The 20,127-nt window shown below is 72.3% G+C and carries 19 protein-coding genes and 1 pseudogene; 10 read left to right on the forward strand and 10 right to left on the reverse strand.

The window, feature by feature from the left end:
• Window positions 1-622: 622 nt before the first annotated feature.
• Window positions 623-1,426: a hypothetical protein gene (locus IH50_RS0102850; protein WP_030856828.1), complete on the forward strand. Its 804-nt coding sequence runs from the start codon at window positions 623-625 to the stop codon at window positions 1,424-1,426.
• A gap of 43 nt (window positions 1,427-1,469) precedes the next feature.
• On the opposite strand, the gene IH50_RS0102855 is transcribed toward IH50_RS0102850, so the two are convergent.
• The 3 genes from IH50_RS0102855 to IH50_RS0102865 all read right to left on the reverse strand — a co-directional run bounded on the left by IH50_RS0102855 (window position 1,470) and on the right by IH50_RS0102865 (window position 3,924).
• Complete coding sequence (locus tag IH50_RS0102855) at window positions 1,470-1,745, reverse strand: hypothetical protein (RefSeq protein WP_030856829.1); 276 nt, start codon at window positions 1,743-1,745, stop codon at window positions 1,470-1,472.
• Window positions 1,746-1,771: 26 nt separating this feature from the next.
• Window positions 1,772-2,515: a GAF and ANTAR domain-containing protein gene (locus IH50_RS0102860; protein WP_030856834.1), complete on the reverse strand. Its 744-nt coding sequence runs from the start codon at window positions 2,513-2,515 to the stop codon at window positions 1,772-1,774.
• Window positions 2,516-2,580: 65 nt separating this feature from the next.
• The gene (locus tag IH50_RS0102865) at window positions 2,581-3,924 is read right to left on the reverse strand and encodes a helix-turn-helix domain-containing protein (protein WP_030856836.1); all 1,344 of its coding nucleotides are present in this window, start codon (window positions 3,922-3,924) and stop codon (window positions 2,581-2,583) included.
• 97 nt (window positions 3,925-4,021) lie between these two features.
• Between IH50_RS0102865 and IH50_RS41920 the strand changes: the two genes are divergently transcribed.
• Entirely contained in the window at window positions 4,022-4,192 is a 171-nt protein-coding gene (locus IH50_RS41920) for a hypothetical protein (protein ID WP_199822032.1), read from the forward strand.
• 46 nt (window positions 4,193-4,238) lie between these two features.
• Here IH50_RS41920 and IH50_RS0102875 read toward each other — a convergent pair whose 3' ends face one another.
• Window positions 4,239-5,321 carry a hypothetical protein gene (locus IH50_RS0102875; protein ID WP_030856838.1) on the reverse strand — a complete coding sequence of 361 codons (1,083 nt, stop codon included), beginning with the start codon at window positions 5,319-5,321 and terminating at the stop codon, window positions 4,239-4,241.
• Window positions 5,322-5,385: 64 nt separating this feature from the next.
• Entirely contained in the window at window positions 5,386-6,534 is a 1,149-nt protein-coding gene (locus IH50_RS0102880; RefSeq protein ID WP_234328076.1) for a PP2C family protein-serine/threonine phosphatase, read from the reverse strand.
• A gap of 171 nt (window positions 6,535-6,705) precedes the next feature.
• Here IH50_RS0102880 and IH50_RS0102885 point away from each other — a divergent pair, with 171 nt between their 5' ends.
• Both IH50_RS0102885 and IH50_RS0102890 read left to right on the forward strand, forming a co-directional pair.
• Window positions 6,706-7,149: a hypothetical protein gene (locus IH50_RS0102885; protein ID WP_030856842.1), complete on the forward strand. Its 444-nt coding sequence runs from the start codon at window positions 6,706-6,708 to the stop codon at window positions 7,147-7,149.
• A gap of 111 nt (window positions 7,150-7,260) precedes the next feature.
• Complete coding sequence (locus IH50_RS0102890) at window positions 7,261-8,256, forward strand: endonuclease/exonuclease/phosphatase family protein (protein WP_030856844.1); 996 nt, start codon at window positions 7,261-7,263, stop codon at window positions 8,254-8,256.
• Window positions 8,257-8,414: 158 nt separating this feature from the next.
• Here IH50_RS0102890 and snpA read toward each other — a convergent pair whose 3' ends face one another.
• Window positions 8,415-9,101, reverse strand: coding sequence for a snapalysin (gene snpA / locus IH50_RS0102895; RefSeq protein ID WP_030856846.1), 687 nt, complete (start codon window positions 9,099-9,101; stop codon window positions 8,415-8,417).
• A 241-nt stretch (window positions 9,102-9,342) separates the two neighbouring features.
• Here snpA and IH50_RS0102900 point away from each other — a divergent pair, with 241 nt between their 5' ends.
• A complete protein-coding gene (locus IH50_RS0102900) occupies window positions 9,343-10,269 on the forward strand; it encodes a LysR family transcriptional regulator (RefSeq protein WP_030856848.1) in 927 nt (308 codons plus the stop codon).
• A 24-nt stretch (window positions 10,270-10,293) separates the two neighbouring features.
• Here IH50_RS0102900 and IH50_RS0102905 read toward each other — a convergent pair whose 3' ends face one another.
• Window positions 10,294-12,378 carry a PhoX family protein gene (locus tag IH50_RS0102905; RefSeq protein ID WP_030856850.1) on the reverse strand — a complete coding sequence of 695 codons (2,085 nt, stop codon included), beginning with the start codon at window positions 12,376-12,378 and terminating at the stop codon, window positions 10,294-10,296.
• Between the two features lie 253 nt (window positions 12,379-12,631).
• Here IH50_RS0102905 and IH50_RS0102910 point away from each other — a divergent pair, with 253 nt between their 5' ends.
• Entirely contained in the window at window positions 12,632-14,224 is a 1,593-nt protein-coding gene (locus IH50_RS0102910; RefSeq protein ID WP_030856852.1) for a VWA domain-containing protein, read from the forward strand.
• Window positions 14,225-14,368: 144 nt separating this feature from the next.
• Entirely contained in the window at window positions 14,369-16,084 is a 1,716-nt protein-coding gene (metG, locus tag IH50_RS0102915; RefSeq protein WP_030856855.1) for a methionine--tRNA ligase, read from the forward strand.
• 153 nt (window positions 16,085-16,237) lie between these two features.
• Here metG and IH50_RS0102920 read toward each other — a convergent pair whose 3' ends face one another.
• Together IH50_RS0102920 and IH50_RS0102925 are read right to left on the reverse strand one after the other, a co-directional pair.
• Entirely contained in the window at window positions 16,238-16,447 is a 210-nt protein-coding gene (locus IH50_RS0102920; protein ID WP_030856857.1) for a DUF397 domain-containing protein, read from the reverse strand.
• The gene (locus IH50_RS0102925) at window positions 16,444-17,325 is read right to left on the reverse strand and encodes a helix-turn-helix domain-containing protein (protein WP_030856859.1); all 882 of its coding nucleotides are present in this window, start codon (window positions 17,323-17,325) and stop codon (window positions 16,444-16,446) included. The genes IH50_RS0102920 and IH50_RS0102925 overlap by 4 nt, the downstream gene beginning before the upstream one ends.
• Before the next feature lie 264 nt (window positions 17,326-17,589).
• Between IH50_RS0102925 and IH50_RS43480 the strand changes: the two are divergent.
• A pseudogene (locus IH50_RS43480) lies at window positions 17,590-17,766 on the forward strand (ATP-binding protein); the annotation flags it as partial.
• 61 nt (window positions 17,767-17,827) lie between these two features.
• Complete coding sequence (locus tag IH50_RS0102935) at window positions 17,828-18,181, forward strand: hypothetical protein (protein WP_420708993.1); 354 nt, start codon at window positions 17,828-17,830, stop codon at window positions 18,179-18,181.
• A gap of 276 nt (window positions 18,182-18,457) precedes the next feature.
• Here the strand turns inward: IH50_RS0102935 and tnpA are convergent, their stop codons facing one another.
• Window positions 18,458-18,874, reverse strand: a complete 417-nt coding sequence (gene tnpA / locus IH50_RS0102940; protein ID WP_030856866.1) for an IS200/IS605 family transposase — start codon at window positions 18,872-18,874, stop codon at window positions 18,458-18,460.
• 25 nt (window positions 18,875-18,899) lie between these two features.
• On the opposite strand from tnpA, the gene IH50_RS0102945 reads away from it, so the two are divergent.
• The gene (locus IH50_RS0102945; RefSeq protein WP_078913840.1) at window positions 18,900-20,108 is read left to right on the forward strand and encodes an RNA-guided endonuclease InsQ/TnpB family protein; all 1,209 of its coding nucleotides are present in this window, start codon (window positions 18,900-18,902) and stop codon (window positions 20,106-20,108) included.
• Window positions 20,109-20,127 lie beyond the last annotated feature (19 nt).

A 20,127-nucleotide genomic window follows, 5' to 3' on the forward strand; every position in this document is an offset into this window, starting at 1 on the left:
GACGGGTGTGACGTACGACGCTTTCACCCCCGTTTGCCGCAGTCGGACCGGTGACCGGGCGCCCTCGTGGAGCCGGGGTGTCCTCGACCGGCGGCCGGAGGGGCCCCCTTCCCGGGCACACCGTGGCCCCGTGCGGATTCCCGAAGACCGGTGCCGCGCCCCGGCGCGCCGACCGTTCCGCGATCCGCGACCCACGACCCACCGCAGGATCTCCCCACAGGCAGGACGCCAGGCACGCCGTGGCCCTGTGCGGATTCCCGGAAACCGGTGCCGCGCCCCGCCGCGCCGACCGTTCCGCGATCTGCCGCAGGATCTCCCCGCGGGCAGGACGCGGGCCGCCTCCCGTCCCTCAGCCGCACGGCCGGCAGCCCGCCCCCGGCCTCCCGGGCGCCGCCCGGTACGGCACCGGCCGGGCCTGGTGGATCCGGGCGCCGAGGCTGCCCTCGCCGGGCCCGGACGCCTCGTCCGCGGGCCCGGCGGCAGGGGGTGCGCGGCGGGTGAGCCGTCTTCCCTCCGGGGGCTCACCCGGACGGACCGCCGCGCTGGTGGGGCGGGCGGCCCGGTGGTGCCGTAGAAGGACGTCCGCTCGTGGACGGCCCGGTTCCCCCAGGAGGCACCCCCGATGACCCATGCCCCGGCCGCCGCCCGCACCCTCCTCGCCGCCGTGCTGTCGGTGACGGCCCTGCTGACCGCGGTGGCGTGCATGGCCGGCGACCGGGACGTGCCGCGCGCGCTGCCCGCGGGCGTGTCCGAACCCCCGTCGGTCTCCGCGCCCGCGGCCTCCCCCGCCGCCCGGCCCTCGCCCTCCGCCCAGGCGCTGAGCGAGGAGCAGCTGCGGGCGGCGCTGATCACGGAGACGGACCTGGGGGAGCCGTGGACGGCGAGCCGGGGCGCGGCGACCTGGCGGGACGGGATGCTCAAGGCGAAGGCGGAGAACGCCGACTGCCACCGGCTGCTCGACGTCCTCTACACGGAGGAGCCGTTCGGTCCGCCGGCCGGGCCGAGCGCCACCGCCCTGCTCGACGACGCCTCCAACGACTCCCAGCTCCGCTACCAGGTCGCCGCGTACCCGTCCGCCGACGTGGACCGTGTCCTGGACTGGATGAGGACGCTGCCGGAGAAGTGCGAGCGGTTCGAGGCGACGGCCACCCGGGCCGGTGCCCGGCTCGTCGAGGTGATGGAGCTCCCGCTGCCGGAGGCCGGTGACGCGCGGGCGGGACTGCTGCTGACGATGACCGGGGAGGCGTCCGGCGGAGTCCCGGCGTACCTCACCGTGCACCTCGCGGCGGTCCGTGTCGGCGAGGACACGATCACCCTCACCCACGGCGGCCTCGGCCCGGTCCTTCCCGAGGTCACCCAGGCGATGACCCAGCTCGGCGCGGACCGCCTGGCGGACGTCGGCCGGCAGGCGCGGGTACGGGTCTGACGGCCGCCGGCGCCCGGGAACTCCCCCGGGGCCGGCCGCCGGCTCAGCTCAAGCGGTCCACGGCCTGCTTGGCCTCGACCAGGTCCGCGCCCGTGGTCTCGCGGTAGCGCTTGATCGCCTGGATCTTCTTGCCCTGCCGTACGAGGGCGAGGATCTCGTCTCTCCCCGGTATCTCCTCGTGGAGGTCCAAGTGCCGCATCACCGCGTCGAGTTTGCGCTCGACGCGGGCGGCGCGGCGGTCCGCCCGGGAGAGATGGCTCCGGATCGACGCGACGCCGAGGATCACGACGCAGGTGAGGAAGAGGATGGTGGTGTCCATGACCGTCAAGAGTAGGCAGTCGCGCGTCAGGGCGTGTCGAAGCGTCGGCGGTGGGAGACCACGTCCCGGGCGACCTCCGGGGCCGTGCGGCCGTGGGCGAAGGCGTCGGCGCGCAGCCGGGCCAGGGCCTCGTCGGCGCCGATGCCGAGCTGGGCCATGATCATGCCGACGGCCTGGTGGACACGGTCGTGGTCGGCGGCCAGTCCGCTGAGCCAGGGTTCGTCGCCGTCACGGAGGTCGTACGGCAGGTCCGTCAGCGCCACCGTCATGACGCCGGCGAGGAGCCGGGCCACCCGTAGCTGGCCGTCGGTGAGTCCGCCGGGGGTGTCGCGGTAGAGGTCGAGGGAGCCGACGCAGACGGTGCCGCTGCCGAGGGGGAGCGCGTACACGGCGCGCACTCCGGCGTCGAGCGCCTGCTGGGCGAAGACGGGCCAGCGGTCGGCGCAGCCGGCGGCGGCGAGGTCGCGGGCGAGGACCGGCGCGCCGTCCTCCAGGACATGGCGGCAGGGGCCGTCGCCCAGGGTGGCCTGGAGCTGGGCCACCCGCGCGGCCTGCGGACCGGAGGCGCCGAGTTGCACGGGCAGCAGGCCGTCGCCGCGCAGGGACACGCTCGCGCCGTCCACCGGCAGCAGCGCGACGGCCACCGCGCACAGCCGCTCCGGCACGGCGGCCGGCCCGGCGCCGCGCAGCTCCGCGGCGATCACGCCGAGCACCCGCTCGTCGTCCCTGTCCGGCTCGTCCCCAGGGTCGTCCCCGGGCCGCACGCCCACCGCCTCCTTCGGCCGTCCGCCCCCGAAGTGAGCCCCGACTACCCGGCCCGCCGCACCCGAAACGGTCAGACCGGGGGCTGGGCGGGCGCCGGGCCCAGGGTGGTCGTGCCGGGGGCCGTGCGGTGGCCCAGGCCGGTGCGGTAGGCGTCCAGGGCGGCCTCGACGCGGCCGGTGCGGCGCAGCAGGTCGCCGAGGAGGCGGCACAGGTCGGCCAGGTCGCCGGCGGCGCCCGCGCGTTCCAGCAGGCTCATCGCGCGCACGTAGTGCTCCTCGGCCCGCTCGGCGTCGCGGGCGTCCTCGGCGATGATGCCGAGCAGCCGGTGCGCCGCCGCCGCGTGCACCGCGCCCCGCTCGGGGGAGAGCCCGCCGAGCACGTCCTCCAGCAGGGCCGCCGCCTCCTCGGAGCTGCCGCGCCGGTGCAGGACGTCGGCCAGTTCGACGGTCACCTGGCTGCTGTAGAGGGACGCCCGCTTGGCCGACAGCATCGCCAGCGCCTCGCGCATCTCCTCCTCGGCGCGCTCCAGTTCGCCGTTCTGCGCGTACACGTAGCCGCGCATCCAGTGGCAGTTGGCCAGCTCGGTGCGGAGCTGCAGCCCGCGGTACAGCTCCGCCGCCTTGGCCAGCGAGGCGTCCGCCTCGGCGAGCCGGCCCTCGGCGAGCAGGGTGCGGGCCACCGACCGGTGCATGCGCGCCACCAGCGCCGGGTCGCCGGACTGCGGGGCGAGCGCCAGCGCGAACTCCGCCGCCTGCGCGGCCCGCGCGTGCGCGCCCATGTCCATGTACGGGCCGATCGCGCTGGCGTAGAGCAGCAGCAGCGCGTCCGGGTCGTGCAGGCCGCCCCGGTTCAGCTCGTCGATCGTGGACTCGAGGAGGTAGACCGCGTACCGCAGTTCGCCCGCCAGGTAGTGGGCGACGGCCCGTCCGCGCAGCGCCGGCACCCGGGCGGGCAGCGGCGCCTCGGCGAGCCGGGCCTCGGCCCGCTCGAAGTAGTCGCGTCCCTCGGTCAGTTCGCCGGTCTCCAGGGCGCACTCCCCGAGTCCGAGCAGCGCGGCGGCCTGTTCCTCGGCCAGGTCCTGCGCCTCCGCCTCGGCGAGCAGCCCGGCGTACTGCTCCACCGCGGCCTCCGTCTCGCCGACGGCGAGCGTGTGCCGCGCCTCGGTCAGCCGCAGGTGCAGTTCGGTCACGAGCCGGGCGGAGCGTCCGGTGGCCAGTTCGTCGAACGCGACGCCGAGACGGTCGGCGAGATGCCGTAACGCGTCGTCGGAGGGGCGCACCCGGCCCGCCTCCAGCGTGGAGACGTACGCGGGCGTGTACACCGGCTCCGCCAGCTGCCTCTGGGTCAGCCCGCGCGCCACCCGCAACTGCTGCACCCGTCGCCCGATGGTCGCCGGCTCGTCCCGTTCTCCCACCCCAACTCCCCCAGTGCCCCTTGCCGTTCGCGTCCGACAGCCCCTAGGTTAAACCGTGAATTAAACGCGCTTAACCCGTCGCTGTTGGGAGGTCGCCGTGCTGGACCCCACACGTACCACCGAGCGTTACGCCCGTGGCCTCGCCGCGGCCGTCGCCGCGATCGCGGCACTGGTCCTGGCGGCCAACGCGGGCCCGGCCAAGGCCACCGGTCCCGGTCCTGACCACCGGACCACGACACCGGTGGCGGAGGCGGAGACGGCCCGGTAGGGACGCCCGCCCCGGCCGGGGCGCCGCGTTCCGGACCGGCCGGCGCTCAGCCCTGCGTCTGCAACTGCCGCAGCTGACGCCGCACATGATCCAGGGCCCCCTCGCGCCGCCCCGGCACCCGGCCGCGCAGTTCCGCGAGGACCGCCCCGAGTTCGCGGGCCCTGGACGGGTCGCCGATCCGGCCCCACTGGTGGTGCGCCCGGTCCACGGCCGTCTCGACGGCGGGCGCGTCCGCCGGCTGCCCGGCGGTCAGCCGGGCGCTCGCGACGGCCAGCCAGGCACGGCAGCTGCGCGCCGCGTCCCCGGCCAGCATCGCCAGGTCCGCCCGGACCTCCGTCCAGTGCAGCGCCTCCTCGGAGGCGGGCCCGTGCGCCAGACCGGCCGCCTGCTCCAGCCGCGCGGCGAGCGCGTCGGCGTCCGCGTGCCGGCCGGAGCGCACGGCGGCGGTGACGGCCGCGTGCGGATCACCCGGCGCCGGGCCGGACCGGGCCAGCAGCAGCTCCGTGCCCGTGCTCTCCGGCGCGATCCGCGTCAGCGCCTGCTGGTGCAGCTCCTCGTCCGGCGGACGCCATCCGCTGCGCAGGACCGTCGCGACCGCCTTCATGTACGCCGGTGCCGCGACCCCGCGGCGGAACGGCGGCGGGGGCGCGACCCGGCCGTAGACGGCACTGCCGGGGCCGCAGTCGAGCGGGGACGGGCCCGGCGGGCGCGGCGCGCCCAGCGCCTGCCAGGTCTCCGGGTCGGCGTGCAGATCGAGGAAGAGCGTCGTCGCGCCCGCCGGACGCAGCCGCAGCTCCTCCCGGAACCAGTGCCACGGCAGCCCGGTGTACCGCACGGTGGGCGCGGTCGTCCGGGCCAGCGCGAGGTGCGGCAGCCGCTGGCGGCGGTCGAGCTGGAGCTGGCCGGTGACGTACACGGTCAGCGGTCCGGGCGCCGCGGCGGCGGCACGCAGCCGGGTCAGTACGGCCTGCGGCTCCAGCGGGTCGGCGAGTTCGACGACGTTCGCGGTCTCCGCGCCGGACAGCACGGCGGGCGGCACCGCCGCGAGGACCGGGAGCACGGACGCCGCGTCCACCAGCCGCCCACGGCCCAGCGGCGAGGCCGCCAGCAGCAGCACGGTTCCGGGCATGGTCCCCTCCCCCTGTCGATCAGCTACGTCAGCACCGTAACCGCTGCGGCTGCGGCAGGTGGTGTCAGGAGGGTGAACGTCCCCCTTCGGGGCCTTCGCCCCCCGGCGCGCGGAGCGGGCGGGGGGCGCGGAGCCGCCGTACCGCGAAGGCCGTGGTGTCGTCGGCCAGGCTTCCCCCGCTGTGCCGCAGCGTCCCGTCCCGTACGACGGCGACCAGCCGGCCCGGCGCGGCGACCCGCGGGTCCGCCGCCACCGCCCGGGACAGGTCGTCGGCGAGCCGGTAGAAGTCGCCGGCACCGTCCCGGGCCTCGGTCACGCCGTCGGTGACCATCAGCAGCGTCTCGTCGTCGGCGACCGGCACCCGGCACACCGGCGGCGGGCCGGGGGCGAGGTCGCGGCAGCCGATCGGGAGCCCTCCGCGGGTCGGCAGGGACCGTACGCCGTCGGGGCCGACGGCCAGCGGGGGCTCGTGCCCGAAGACGACGGCGTCCACGACGTCGGTCCGGTCCGCGGGGAAACCGAGCAGGACGGCGGTGGCGAACCGGTCGCCGTCGCCCCGGCCGAGCGTCGTGGTGTACTCCCGGTGCCGCAGCATCCGGCTCTCCAGCCGGTCGGCGACGCCCGTCAGGTCGGCCTCGTGGTAACCGGCCTCACGGAACGCCCCGAGCAGCACCGACGCCGTCTCCACCGCGCCCAGCCCCTTGCCCTGGACGTCACCGACGAGCACCCGGGTGCCGTACGGGCCCGGCTGGATGTCGTAGAAGTCGCCGCCGACACGGGCCTGGGCGTCCGCGGTGAGGTAGACCCCGGCGTGCTCCAGACCGCCCCAGCCGGGCGGCAGGGGGCGCAGCACGGTACGCCGTACGGTCTCGGTGACGTCCCGCAGGTGCAGCGCGCGGCGCTCCCCGCGCACCCGCACCACGCAGGCCAGCGTGGCGAGGACGCCGCCGGCGGCGACGAGGATGAAGTCGGGCAGCCCCGCCCGGAACTGGTGCGGCCAGGCGTTGTCCACGAGGGTGTACGTGACCATCGCGAGCACCGCGAACAGGGCCGTTCCCCACACCCCGCAGAGCGCGGCGGCGATGCCCGGCACCAGCACGATCCAGGAGACGGTCCGGAACTCCCCGCCGGTGTTGTAGTCGAGGAACGCGATGGCGACGAGCAGCAGCAACGGCGGCACCCAGGCGACGCTGCGGCCCCTCAGCCGCAGCATCTCGTGCCGGTGCACGACGTCACGCGGGCCCTGTCCCCCGCCGGCCTGACTCACGGCCCCAGCGAAACACGCCGCCGTGCGGCCCGCATCCGGTCCCCGCTCTCCACTTGCCGACGGGCCCGGGGAGGTGTGCATTGGTGGGACGGGGGGCGAGGAGAGAGGAGTGCTCTCATGGCGCACACGGCACCCCGGCCCCGGGGAATGATCGAGCCGGCCGGCACGACCGACGTCTTCGGCCCACGCACCCACCGGGTGGCGAAGGTCGTCGTCCCCGTCCTGCTCGGCGTCGTGTACGGCTACTGGGTGGCGGCCAACCGGCGCTACGGCGGGCCGATCACCGTGGAGAACTTCCTGTACGGCTTCTTCGCCGGCGTCGTGTTCTCCCTGCTGTTCATGGCGCTCCTCGCCCTGGCCCCGAGGATGCGGCGCGAACTGCACGCGGTGCTCTGGGCCGCCCTCATCGGCAGTGCGCTCGGCTTCCTGGTCATCCAGGCTCCCAGCCCCGGTGTCCTGCGCTCCACGATCCTGGGCCTGGTGGTCGCGGCGGGAGTGTTCCTGACGATGTTCTACCGCTTCTACACCCACGAGGACGCGACGGGCCACCGTCTGAAGTAGACCCCCGCGTTCCTGCCCGAAGGAGGCCCCTCCCCTCACGACCGCTCGCCACGCCCCCTCGTCCATGAGGGAGAATCCGGGCATCGCACCCGCGAGCGGAAGGCCGGAACGTTGGACACTGCGACTGCCGACCCGACGGTCACCGGGGACGGGGCGGGGCGGACGGGGGGACGGCGGCGGTTCGGCGCCTGGTGCGCGGGGCTGCTGTTCACCGGGGTGAGCGTGGTCGTCGGCTGCCGGACCGCCGGCACCGACGGCGTCACCCCCGTGCCCCAGCTCCTCGCCTTCCTGCCCTGGCTGCTGGTGCCCACGGCCGCCGGGCTGCTGTTCACCCTGGTCGCCCGGTGGTGGACCGGCGCGGTGTGGGGCGTGGCCCTGCTGGGGCTGCTGGCCTGGTTCATCGAGCCGTACGGGAAGACCGGCGACCCCGCCGGGCCGCCCGTCGCCGAGCTGCGGGTGCTGACCTCGAACGTGGAGTTCGGGCAGGCCACCGGCGCGCTGATCGACGCCGTACGCCGCGAGGAACCGGACGTCGTGTTCGTCCAGGAGTGCGAGTACACCTGCGACGCGGCGCTGAAGCGGGAGCTGGCCGACGCCTATCCGCACCGGGAGGCGGTGGAGGGCGGCGGCTCCGAGGGCTCGGTCGTCCTCAGCCGTTTCCCGCTGCGCGCCACCGACGGGGTCCCCGGCACCATGGGCATGCCCGGCGCCGTCGCCGACGTCGACGGGCACCCCGTACGGCTCCAGCTCGCGCACCCCATGCCGCCGCTGCCCGGCCAGGTGGACCTGTGGCAGCGGGAGCTCGGCCGGCTGCGGGACGCGGCCGCCGCCGGCCGGGAGACCCCGACCGTGCTCGCCGGGGACTTCAACGCCTCCCAGGACCACGCGGCCTTCCGCCGCATCCTCGACACCGGCCTGCGCGACGCGGCCCGCCTGGCCGGCGCCGACCGGACCCCGACCTGGCCCTCCCGCACGACCCCGGCCTTCGGCACCCAGATCGACCACGTCCTGGTCTCACAGGACTTCGCCGCGACCCGAGCCCGCTTCCTCACCCTCCCGAACACCGACCACCGAGCCCTGGTGGTCGACCTCACACTGCACGCGTAGCCACCGCGTAACCGCGGGAAGTCGCATGCCGCGTCAGCCGCGGGCAGTCGTGCCTCCCCCAGTGCCTTAAGGGCCTGGGAGGTACCCCCAGGGCGGCACGGGTGGGCGATGGGGGTACCTCCCGCTCGAGCGCAGCGCTACCGGTTACCGGTCACCGACTACCGCGAGGACTTCTGCAACGCCTTCTCCGCCTTGTCCAGCGCCGCTGCGAACCCGTTCGCCCACAACTGGTTCACCCGCGACCGCTCCGCGGAGTTGGGGTACGCGTTGGTGCAGGACGGCCCCGGCCCACCCCCGGACATCAGCTCACTGCACGGCCCCGAGTAGTGGTCCGGAAGCCCCAGCACATGCCCCGTCTCGTGCGCGGTCACCCGCGTCGAGTCGTACGTCTGGTTCTGCCGGTAGTCGAGGAAGATGTACCCCCGCCCGTGCCCGTCGGTGGACGCGTACGAGCCGCGCGAGTCGTTCCCCTCGTAGTACGAGAAGTCCGCGCCCGACGTACCGGCCTGGAGTCTCACGTTCGAGACCGAGCTGTTCCAGATCTGCGCGCTGCGGGATATCTGCGAGGCGAACGACGGCGCCCGGGAGGCGTTGTAGACGACGGTGACGGCCGCCGCGCTCGACGGGTTCGCGGCCCGCTTCTCGGCCGCCGACTTCAGCACGGCCTCGAAGAAGGCCCGGTTGGCGGCCGCCTCCTCCGACGACCCGTCATAGGCGGCGTACGAAGCGGACGAACCCGCGTCGAGGGGCGCGGAGGCCGCCGTCGCCGGGGCCGTGCCGAAGCCGAGAGCCGTGAGGCTCAGGCCGGCGGCGGTGAGCACGGACATGGGCACACGCATGCGCATACGCATCGATGACTCCTTGCGGTGGGGGTTGAGTCACATGTCACCGAGGAGTGTGTGCGTCTGTGCGACGGCTGTGATGATGGCAACCGGTGATAGGACGGCCCTATCAGCCGACTCCGGCCACCCGGCCATCCGGCCGCCCGGACATCCGTCCACCCGTCCGCGTACGCCCGACTCCGCCTGAACGGACGGGATTTGTATGTCTGGTGAAACCTGAACTTCCGCCTTACCCTCCCGAGGCATGGAGCTTGAGGTCAGGCACCTCAGGGCGCTGTGCGCGATCGCCGACACCGGCAGTCTGCACCGTGCCGCACGCCAGCTCGGCGTGGCCCAGCCTTCGTTGAGCACGCAGTTGCGGCGCATCGAACAGGAGCTGGGCGGTGCCCTGTTCGTGCGCGCGCGTACCGGATGCCGTCCCACCCCCCTGGGCCGGCTGGTGCTCAGCCGCGCCCGCCCGCTCGTCACCGAGCTGCGGTCCCTGGTCACCGAGGCCCGTGCCGCCGCCGTCGGCGGCCGGCAGCTGCGCATCGGCTCCACCGCCAGCCGGGCCCTGGCCGGCTGGCTGCGACGGCTGCGCCGGCACTGGCAGGAGCCCACCCTGCACATGGACGTCTCCGCCAACGCCCTGCTGCGCATGGTCGCCGAGGGGCAGCTCGACGTGGCGTTCGTGCACGAGGTCGAGGGCTCGCCCCTGCGCGTCCCCGAGGGCCTGCGCATCCGGGTCCTCGTCGAGCGCGAACCTCAGTGCGTGTCGCTCCCGGCCGACCATCCGGCCGCCGCGCACCCGGTGGTCCACCTGTCCGACCTGGCCGGCGACCGCTGGATGATCGACCCGGCGGTCGACGGCGAGTGGGACGCCGTACGGCGGGTCCTGCACGCCGCCGGGATCAGCCCGCGCGTGCTGCACGGGGACTATCACACGGCCGCGTCCCTGGTCGCCCTCGGCGAGGTCGTCACCGTGTGCCAGCCGACCTCGCTCTCCCGCCCCGAGACGGCGGTCCGCCGGCTGCACGGCGACCCGCTGGGCGTACGGCTGCTGCTGGCGGCGCGTACGGAGACGGAGCTGGAGGGCGTCTATCCCGATCTGGCCGAGGCGTACCGGGAGGTGGCGCGGCAGGCACCGGCGTACCGGGAGTGGCTGGATCAGGACCTGGTCCCGGGCCCCTGATCCAGCCACCCCCGAAGGGGTGCGTCAGACGCCGATGTCGCGGCCGTCCGCGCGCCACACGGCGACGACGGCCGGGCGGACGTACGTGCCGGGCCCGTCGGGCCAGGCGCTGGCCGGCTGGTCCACGGTCGCCCCGTCCACCTCGCCCGGGTGCTGTACGGCGACCAGCACCCGCCGGTCCTGGATGACCGGGCCGCAGGTCTCGGCGCCGTTGGGCACGGTGAGGAACTGCTTCAGCTCACCGCGCCGGTCGCCGCGCGTGGCGACGCCGAAGAGGCCGTCGTGGGAGCCGAGGGCGCTGCCGTCGGTGGAGATCCACAGGTTGCCGTGGTCGTCGAAGGCGACGTTGTCCGGGCAGGAGATCGGGCTGACGGAGTCCTTCGGGAACCCGGCGAAGTACGTCGCCGGGTCCTCCGGGTCGCCCGCGACCAGGAACAGCGACCAGGCGAACGTCAGGCTCTCCGGCCGGTTCCAGCGCTCGGTCAGTTCGAGCACGTGGCCGTGCTTGTTGGCGTTGCGCGGGTTGGCCTCGTCCGCCTTGGCGTTGGAGCCGACACCGCGGTTGGAGTTGTTGGTGAGGGCGACGTACACCTTGCCGGTGACCGGGTTGGGCTCGATGTCCTCGGGCCGGTCCATCTTGGTGGCGCCCACCTTGTCGCCGGCGAGGCGCGTGAAGACGAAGACCTCCTCGGCGGTCATGCCCTCGACGTGCGAGACGGCACCGTCGGCGGTGGCGGTGGCCAGCGGGATCCACCGGCCGCTGCCGTCGAACTCGCCGTCCTTCGGCAGCTTGCCGGTGCCGTCGATCTCGATGGCGGGGGAGTCGCCGGTGAGCTTGGCGACGTACAGCGTGCCCTCGTCGAGCAGGGAGAGGTTGTGCTCGCGGGCGGAGCGGCTGTTGCCGTGCCGCATCTTCTTGCTGCCGACGAACTTGTAGAAGTAGTCGAACCGCTCGTCGTCGCCGGTGTAGACGACCGGACGCCCGTCGTGCGTCAGCCGCACGGTCGCGGCCTCGTGCTTGAAGCGGCCGAGCGCGGTGTGCTTGCGCGGGGTGGAGTCGGGGTCGTACGGGTCGAGCTCGACGACGTAGCCGAAGCGGTGCACCTCGTTGGGCTCCTGGGCGAGGTCGAACCGCTTGTCGAACCGCTCCCACTTGCGCTCGGTGGCGCCGGTGCCGATGCCGTACCGCTTGTCGGTGGCGCTGCTGCCGTTGGCGAAGTACTGGTTGAAGTTCTCCTCGCCGTGCAGGGTGGTGCCCCACGGGGTGGTGCCGCCGGAGCAGTTGTTGAGGGTGCCGAGCACCTTGGTGCCGCGCGGGTCGGCGGAGGTCTTCACCAGGTCGGACCCGGCGACGGGGCCGGTGAGCCGGAACTCGGAGGTGGCGGTGAGCCGCCGGTTGAGCCGGTGCCGGTTGACGGCGGTCAGCTTGCCGCTGCGCCGGTCCTCCTCGACGGCGACCACGGCGAGGCCGTGGGCGGCCCAGGCGATCTCCACCTGCTCACGGGTGGGGTTCTCCGGGTCGTAGTCCCGGAACATGAGGATCTCGTCGGTGTACTCGTGGTTGGCGACGAGGAGCTGCCGGTCGCGCTCGTCGCGCAGGGGCAGCAGGGAGAGGAAGTCGCAGTTGTAGCCGAACTGTCCGGCCTGCGCCTTGGCGCTCTGCCTGTCGCCGTCGAAGGCGGGGGCGCCGCGCAGGATGGGCTCGCCCCAGCGGATGACGACGTTCTGCCGGTAGCCCTCGGGCACGGTCACGACGTCGTTCGTGTTCGGCGCGACGGGCGTGAACCGCAGACCGCGGGCGCCCTTGGGCTTGTCGTGGTGGTGCCCGTGGCCATGGCCCTTGACGGCGGGCGCGGCCTGCGCCTCGGGCGCGGCGGCAAGACCGACCGCCCCGGCACCGGCCGCGGCGACGGTCACGACGGCGGCGGCGCGCATCATGGAGCGGCGGCTCAGGGCGCCGGCGATGACGTCGCCGACGTACTCGTTGGAGCTGGTGTTGGGCACCTCGTGGAAGCAGGCGTCACCACACCGGAAACGACAGGTCATGGCGGACCGGCCGCCGGGGTGGGAACCGGACGGCGTTCCGATCAACGGCAGCAGCTTTCGCACGTTTTCTCTCCTTGGGTACCCGTGGTGTCAGCGTGACCGTAGGAGTACATATGTGCGGTAGCCGGGCGGCCGGGTGAACGGTGGGTGAATGCGCGGCAGCATCTGGGAAGTTGCGCCGGGCCGAATCGCACCCTTGACATATACGATTCCGCAAACCCAACCCTGCCCAAGATCGCCCTTGCGGGCCGTTAACCTTACGTGTCCGTCCTGGCCAGGGATTGACGGGCATCAACTCACGCGAAGGGTTGCGCACATGGGCATTCTCACTCTCCTGCGGAACGCGTTCGGCCGGTCACGCAAAGCGAGGTCCGCCGAAGCGGAGGGTGCGGTGGACGCCGCCGGGACGGCGAGCACGTCCCCGTCATCGCCCGCCCCGACGGAGCCGGCCCCGGAGCCCGCCGCGGCCCCGAAGATCCCGTCCCCGTCCCCCGAGCCCCGCACGGCCTCCGTCCCGGAACCCCGTGAGGAACACGACCTGGTCTCCGCGGCCTTCGACAACATCACGGTCCCCAAGCCCACCCGCACGGACGACCCCCCGGCCCCCGCCCGGGAACCCGAGCCGAAGCCGGCGGCCAAGGCCGAGCCGGAAGCCGCGCCCGCGCCCGCGCCGGAACCGGCAGCCAAGGCAGAGCCTGAGGCCGAGGCCACGGTGGAAGAGAAGCCCGAGGCTGCCACCGAGCCCGCGGCCGCCGACGGCGAGGACGCCCCACAGGGGCCACCCGCATCCGACGACGAAAGCAGCACGGGCGGTGCGGGTGGGAACGAATCCCCGGCCGAAGGCGAAGCCGAGGCCGCCCCCCAGCCGGAAGCCCAGCCGGAAGCCGAACCGGAGGCCAAGGCCGAAGCCGAGCCGGGACCGGAGCCCGAGGTCGAGGCGGAGCCCGAAACCGACCCCCAGCCGGAGGCCACAGCCGACCCCGAGCCCGAGGCTGTCACCGAGCCCGCGGCCGCCGACGGCGAGGACGCCCCACAGGGGCCACCCGCATCCGACGACGAGAGCAGCACGGGCGGTGCGGGTGGGAACGAATCCCCGGCCGAAGGCGAAGCCGAGGCCGCCCCCGAGCCGGAGCCGGAACCGGAGCCCGAGGTCGAGGCGGAGCCCGAAACCGACCCCGAGCCGGAGGCCACGGCCCAGCCGGAGCCCACGGCAGAAGAGAAGCCCGCCGCCGAGGCCAAGGTCGAGGCCGAGACCGAGACCGAGACCGAACAGCCCCCTGTCCCCACCACCCTCCTCACCGCCCACAAGGCAGCCGCCGCAGCTCTCGCGCACCACGACCTCACCGGCACCCGCGCCAAGGTCTACCTCGTCCTCGACCGCTCCGCGAGCATGCGCCCGTACTACAAGGACGGCTCCGCCCAGGCCCTCGCCGAGCAGACCCTCGCCCTCGCCGCCCACCTCGACACCGAGGCCACCCTCCACGTCACGTTCTTCTCCACCGAACTGGACGGCACCGGCGAGCTGACCCTCACCGACCACGAGAACAAGATCGACGAGCTGCACGCCGGCCTCGGCCGCATGGGCCGTACCAGCTACCACGCGGCCGTCGAGGCCGTCCTCGCGCAGCACGCGAACGAACCGGCCGGCACCCCCGCCCTGGTCGTCTTCCAGACGGACGGCGCGCCCGACGCCAAGACCCCCGCCACCCAGGCCCTCACCGACGCGGCGAAGAACCACCCCTCCGTGTTCTTCTCCTTCGTCGCCTTCGGTGAGCACGACAACAAGGCCTTCGACTACCTCCGCAAGCTGAAGACGGAGAACACCGCCTTCTTCCACGCGGGCCCCACCCCCCTCGAGCTCACCGACAAGGAGCTCTACGAGGGCGTACTGGCGTCCTGGCGCCCGTAAGGCCGGGCCGTCGCTCAGGGCCGCCCCTTCCCGGCACGTAAAACGGGAAGCGGGCGGCCCTCCCGTTTCGGCTAGGATTTCAAGGTTCGTAGACGACCCGACAACCGCCGATCGTCACCACGTACCGACCTGGGAGCAGCCGCGATGGCTCGACATCTCATCACCAGCGCCCTTCCGTACATCAACGGGATCAAGCACCTGGGCAACATGGTGGGGTCGATGCTCCCGGCGGACGTCCACTCCCGCTATCTCCGTCAGCGCGGTCACGAGGTCCTCTACATCTGCGCGACCGACGAGCACGGCACCCCCGCCGAGCTGGCCGCCAAGGAGCAGGGCATCCCGGTCGACAAGTTCTGCACCCAGGCACACGAAGCCCAGAAGGCGGTCTACGACGGCTTCAGCCTGGCCTTCGACTACTTCGGGCGCAGTTCCTCGCCGCAGAACCACGAGATCACGCAGGAGATCGCGCGGGAGCTGAAGGCGAACGGGTTCATCGAGGAGCGGTCGATCCGCCAGGTGTACTCGAACGCCGACGCCCGTTTCCTGCCCGACCGCTACATCATCGGCACCTGCCCGCACTGCGGCTACGACAAGGCCCGCGGCGACCAGTGCGAGAACTGCACCCGTGTCCTGGACCCGACGGACCTGATCGACGCCCGCTCGGCGATCAGCGGCAGCAGCGACCTCGAGGTCCGCGAGACCAAGCACCTCTTCCTCCTCCAGTCGGTCCTCGCCAGCGAGGTCGAGGCCTGGGTAAACGAGCGGGCCGACAGCTGGCCCGTCCTCGCCTCCTCCATCGCGCGCAAGTGGCTCACGGAAGGGCTGCACGACCGGGCGATCACCCGTGACCTGGACTGGGGCGTGCCGGTCCCGGCGGACACCTGGCCGGACCTGGCCGCCGAGGGCAAGGTCTTCTACGTCTGGTTCGACGCCCCGATCGAGTACATCGGCGCCACGAAGGAGTGGGCGGACCAGGACCCGGAGCACCGCGACTGGCGTTCCTGGTGGTGGGAGTCGGACGCCGACGTCCACTACACCCAGTTCATGGGCAAGGACAACGTCCCCTTCCACAGCGTGATGTTCCCGGCGACTCAGCTGGGCACCCGCTCGCCGTGGAAGAAGGTCGACGTCATCAAGGCCTTCAACTGGCTGAACTACTACGGCGGGAAGTTCTCCACCTCGCAGCGGCGCGGCGTCTTCACGCACGACGCGCTGGAGATCCTGCCCGCCGACTACTGGCGCTACTTCATGATGGCCAACGCCCCCGAGTCGGACGACTCGTCCTTCACGTGGGAGCACTTCACGGCCACCGTGAACAAGGACCTGGCGGACACGCTCGGCAACTTCGTCAACCGTGTCCTGTCTTTCTCCCGCAAGCGCTTCGGCGACGAGGTCCCGGCGGGCGCCGCGCCCGGTGAGGCGGAGTCGAGGCTCGGAGCGGAGATCGCCCGTCTCCTCGCCGAGTACGAGGAGCACATGGAAGCCATCCAGTTCCGCAAGGCGGCGGCGGCGCTGCGCGCCCTGTGGTCGGCCGGCAACTCCTATCTGGAGGAGAAGGCGCCCTGGCTTGAGATCAAGACGAACAAGGAGGGCGCGGCCCTCACGCTCCGCACGGCGATGAACCTCATCCACCTCTACGCGGTGGTCTCCGAGCCCTTCATCCCGGCCTCCGCCGCGACGATGCGATCGGCCTTCGCCCTGAAGGACGACACCGCGACCTGGGTGACCCCGGACGAGGCCCGTGCCCTCACCACCGTCCCGGCCGGTACGCCCTTCACGGTCCCCCCGGTTCTCTTCGCGAAGATCACTGAGGAAGACCTGGAGACCTACAAGGAGCGCTTCGGCGGTTCGGACCAGTAACGAGCGAGCCGGCCTCCCGGACCAGAAGCTCCGGGAGGCCGGCTCGACGGTCACCAAGGGCGCGGTCCTCTTCCCACGTCTCGAAGAGAAGCCGACCGCGCAGGACGTATGACGGCAGTAACGATCAGGTGCGGGGCGCGTGCCGTTACTGGGTCAGCGTTCCGAGGTGTAAGCCACGAAGTCCGCCCACGCGCCGGGCGTGAGCACCAGACGGGGGCCCTCGACGTTCTTGGAGTCGCGGACGTGCACGGTGCCGGGGGTGAGAGCAAGCTCGACGCAGGAGTTGCCGTCGTTTCCGCCGCTGTAGCTGCTCTTGAACCACGCCAGCTCGCAGGCGTCCCCGGCAGTGGTCTTGCGGATCATGTCTCTCCCAGCAGTTGCTCGATGAAGGGCAGCGACTCCCGTGGTGAGAGCGCCTGAGCCCGGATGGTGCCATACCGCAGCTCAAGGATGCGCAAGTGTTTGAGTTCGGAGATCGTCCGGCCGTTGAAGGCGCCGTCCGAGCGGCCCACGGCCGTACCGTCCGGAAACTTCAGCAGCTCGATCCGCCCGTCCAGACCGGAGTGGGTGTCGCAGTCCATCGGCATCACTTGAATCACGGCATTGTGCAACCGCCCCACCTCCAGCAGACGTTCAAGCTGCTGACGCCACACCATTGTGCCTCCGATGGGGCGCCGCAAGACCCCCTCTTCCAGGACGAAGCTGAGCGCCGGCGCGGGCGAGCGCTCGAAGACCGATTGCCGGGCCAAGCGAGCGGCCACCATGCGTTCCACATCGTCCGGCGAGTACGGAGGCTGCGCTGCCCCGATCACCGCTCGCGCGTGCTCCGGCGTCTGCAACAACCCAGGAATGATGTGGCACTCGTACAGAGCGATCTCGACCGCTTTGTCCTCCAACTGCCCCAGTTCCCGAACCCTCTTCGGATACCGGACCTTCTTCACGTCCTCCCAGGCCGCCGCGATGAGTCCACCCGCGTCCAACACCTCGTCGGCCCTGTCCAGGTATTCCTGCCGGGGAATCCGCTTGCCGCCCTCGACCTTGTAGACGAGGTCGTCCCCGTACTTGACCGCCGCCGCGAAGTCGGCGACCCGCATGCCCATCGCCTCCCGCCGCAGCCTCAACTGCCGTCCCACCGTGGCGAGAACGGCCACCCCCCACTCGTCCTCCGGGTCCACCTCCCACCCCGGCTCGTCCGCCTCGGTCTCGGTCCGGAGCCGTACCGCCTCGCCGTCCACCGACATACCGCACCCCTCTGTCGTGCCGCCGTGCCGTAACGCCCTTGCCCGTAGGCCCGTTTCCGACGGTCCGGACAGCGGCCGACAAGCTCAGACAGTCACCCTACGTATCGGCACTGTCACTATTAACGGTAAGCACGTCCGGCCACTCTCGGTCACGTGAACAGCGAAAAGTCCACCCAACTTCTCTCAACCGCCGACCACTTCAGCGTGCTCCTGTCACCCACACCCCGTGGCGCCCGCCTCGCCCGGCTGCTCGCCACGGACTGGATGCGCGGCCGGGACCTGCCCCACCGCACCACCGAGGCCGCCGAACACCTCGTCGCCGAACTCGCCGCCAACGCGGCCACCCACGGCCGGCTCACCGGACGCGACTTCCGCCTCGCCCTCCTGGACCGCCGGACGACCCTCCGCATCGAGGTCACGGACACCCGAGGCGACGACCTCCCGAGCCACCGCGTACCCGCCCCCGATGCCGAGTCCGGACGCCGGGGCCATACTCAAATCAATGACGACCGTTCTGCGGGACACGCCACAGAGCATCGCCGACCCGATCATCGAACTCATCGCACAAGGCCTGGGCAAGCACCCGGCCGCACACCTGTGGAGGAAACTGGTGGCCGTGGACCTCTCCTTCTACAAGTCGTTCATCTCCGAGGAAATCCGCGACGAGGGCCGAGCCCAGGGCGCGGTACGACGCGCCGCCGAGGACGTCCTGGACATCCTGGAAGTGCGCGGCATCGACATCCCCGACGCGGTCCGGGAACGCGTCACCGACTGCGACGACCTCGAGATCCTGCGCCAGTGGCACCGGCGCGCCGTCACGGCCCCGACGGCCGCGGAGATCTTCGAGGACGAGTAGTCACGGCTGCCGGGGACGCGCGCCCTCGGACTGCCCGGCGGACGCCGTGCGGGGCCCGGGAACACGTCCCGGACCCCGCACGGTCCGTGGCGCGGCGGACCGCGCGGTATGGGTGCGCGAGGGCCGGGGGCTCGTGGTCTCCCGGCCCTCGCGCGTCTGGAGTGCTACCGGGACTATTCGCAGTGCACCGGGGTTCAGCCCGGTGGTGAAGCGAATCTGAGAGCTGCTCTGACCTCGGCTGTGTGCATGGATCCGCACTGTTCACCTCGGCCCAGGTCAGAGCGGCCGGTTCTGCTGCTCGATGTACTGCTTCACGATGCTGAGCGGTGCGCCGCCGACGGAACCGGCGAAGTACGAGCCGGACCAGAGTCGTTGTGCCCGCCAGTAGTGGCGGACGAGGTCGGGGAACTCCTGGCGCAGCCGCCGGGAAGAGACGCCCTTGAGGCTGTTGACCAGCTTGGACACGGCGACCTTCGGTGGGAAGTTCACGAGCAGGTGAACGTGGTTGTTCTCGCCGTTGAACTCGACCAGCTCGGCCTCGAAGTCCTCGCACACGGCCCGCATGATCTCCTCGCACCGCGTCAGGTGCCGGTCGGCGAAGACCTTGTGCCGGTACTTCGTAACAAAAACCAAGTGGACATGCATGCGGAAAACGCAGTGACGACCAGTACGAATGTTCTTATCGATACCCATAAACCAATTGCGTATCATGATCCGCGTGCAGCTTCGGTACAGCTTCCGCCTGTACCCGAGCGCCGGTCAGCGCATGGCGTTAGCGAGGGCGTTCGGGTGTGCGCGGGTGGTCTACAACGACGCCCTCCGCGCTCGGGAGACCGCCCGCGGCGAAGGCATGCCGTTCCCGAAGACCGGGAACCTGTCCAAGCAGCTCATCACCGAGGCGAAGAACACCCCGGAACGGGCCTGGCTCGGCGAGGTCTCGGCGGTTGTTCTCCAGCAGTCCCTCCGCGACCTGGACACCGCGTACAAGAACTTCTTCGACGGGCTGAAGGGCAAGCGCCCGCGCATGGGTGCGCCCCGGTACAAGTCGCGGAAGGACACCCGGCAGGCCGTCCGCTTCACGGCGAACGCCCGCTGGTCGATCACGACCGGCGGAAAGCTGCACCTGCCGAAGATCGGCGGCCTGAAGGTGAAGTGGTCCCGAACGCTGCCCTCGACTCCGTCCACGGTGACCGTGGTCAAGGACAGCGCGGGCCGGTACTTCGCGAGCTTCGTCGTCGAGACCGGCCCGGAGGAGATCCTGCCGGAGACCACGCCCGAGCTGGGCATCGACCTCGGCCTCGGGCACTTCGCGGTCCTCTCGGACGGCACGAAGATCGACAGCCCGCGGTTCCTGCGCCGGGCCGAGAAGCGTCTGAAGAAGGCGCAGCGCGCCCTCTCGCGCAAGGAGAAGGGCAGCAGGAACAGGGACAAGGCCAGGGTCCGCGTCGCACGGGCACACGCCCGTGTCGCGGACGCGCGCCGCGAGTTCCACCACAAGCTCTCCACGAAGCTGATCCGCGAGAACCAAGCGGTCGCCGTGGAGGACCTGTCGGTCAAGGGACTCGCGCGTACGCGCCTGGCCAAGTCCGTGCACGACGCCGGATGGTCGGCGTTCGTGAGCATGCTGGAGTACAAGGCCGCCCGGTACGGGCGCACCTTCATCCGGATCGGCCGCTTCGAGCCCACGTCTCAGGTGTGCTCGCAGTGCGGCGTGAAGGACGGCCCCAAGCCCCTGCACGTCCGTGTGTGGACCTGCGGGGCATGCGGGGCGGTCCTGGACCGGGACATCAACGCGGCGGTCAACGTCGCCAAGGCGGCCGGACTGGCCGTGACAGCCTGTGGAGCGCAGGTAAGACCGGGACTCGTCCCGGCACCGCGCGGCGAAGCAGGAATCCACCCGACACCGCAGCCCTCAACGGCGCGGTAGGCGGGAATCGCCCTCCTTC

The organism is Streptomyces sp. NRRL S-37 (assembly GCF_000721605.1).
Lineage (GTDB): Bacteria > Actinomycetota > Actinomycetes > Streptomycetales > Streptomycetaceae > Streptomyces.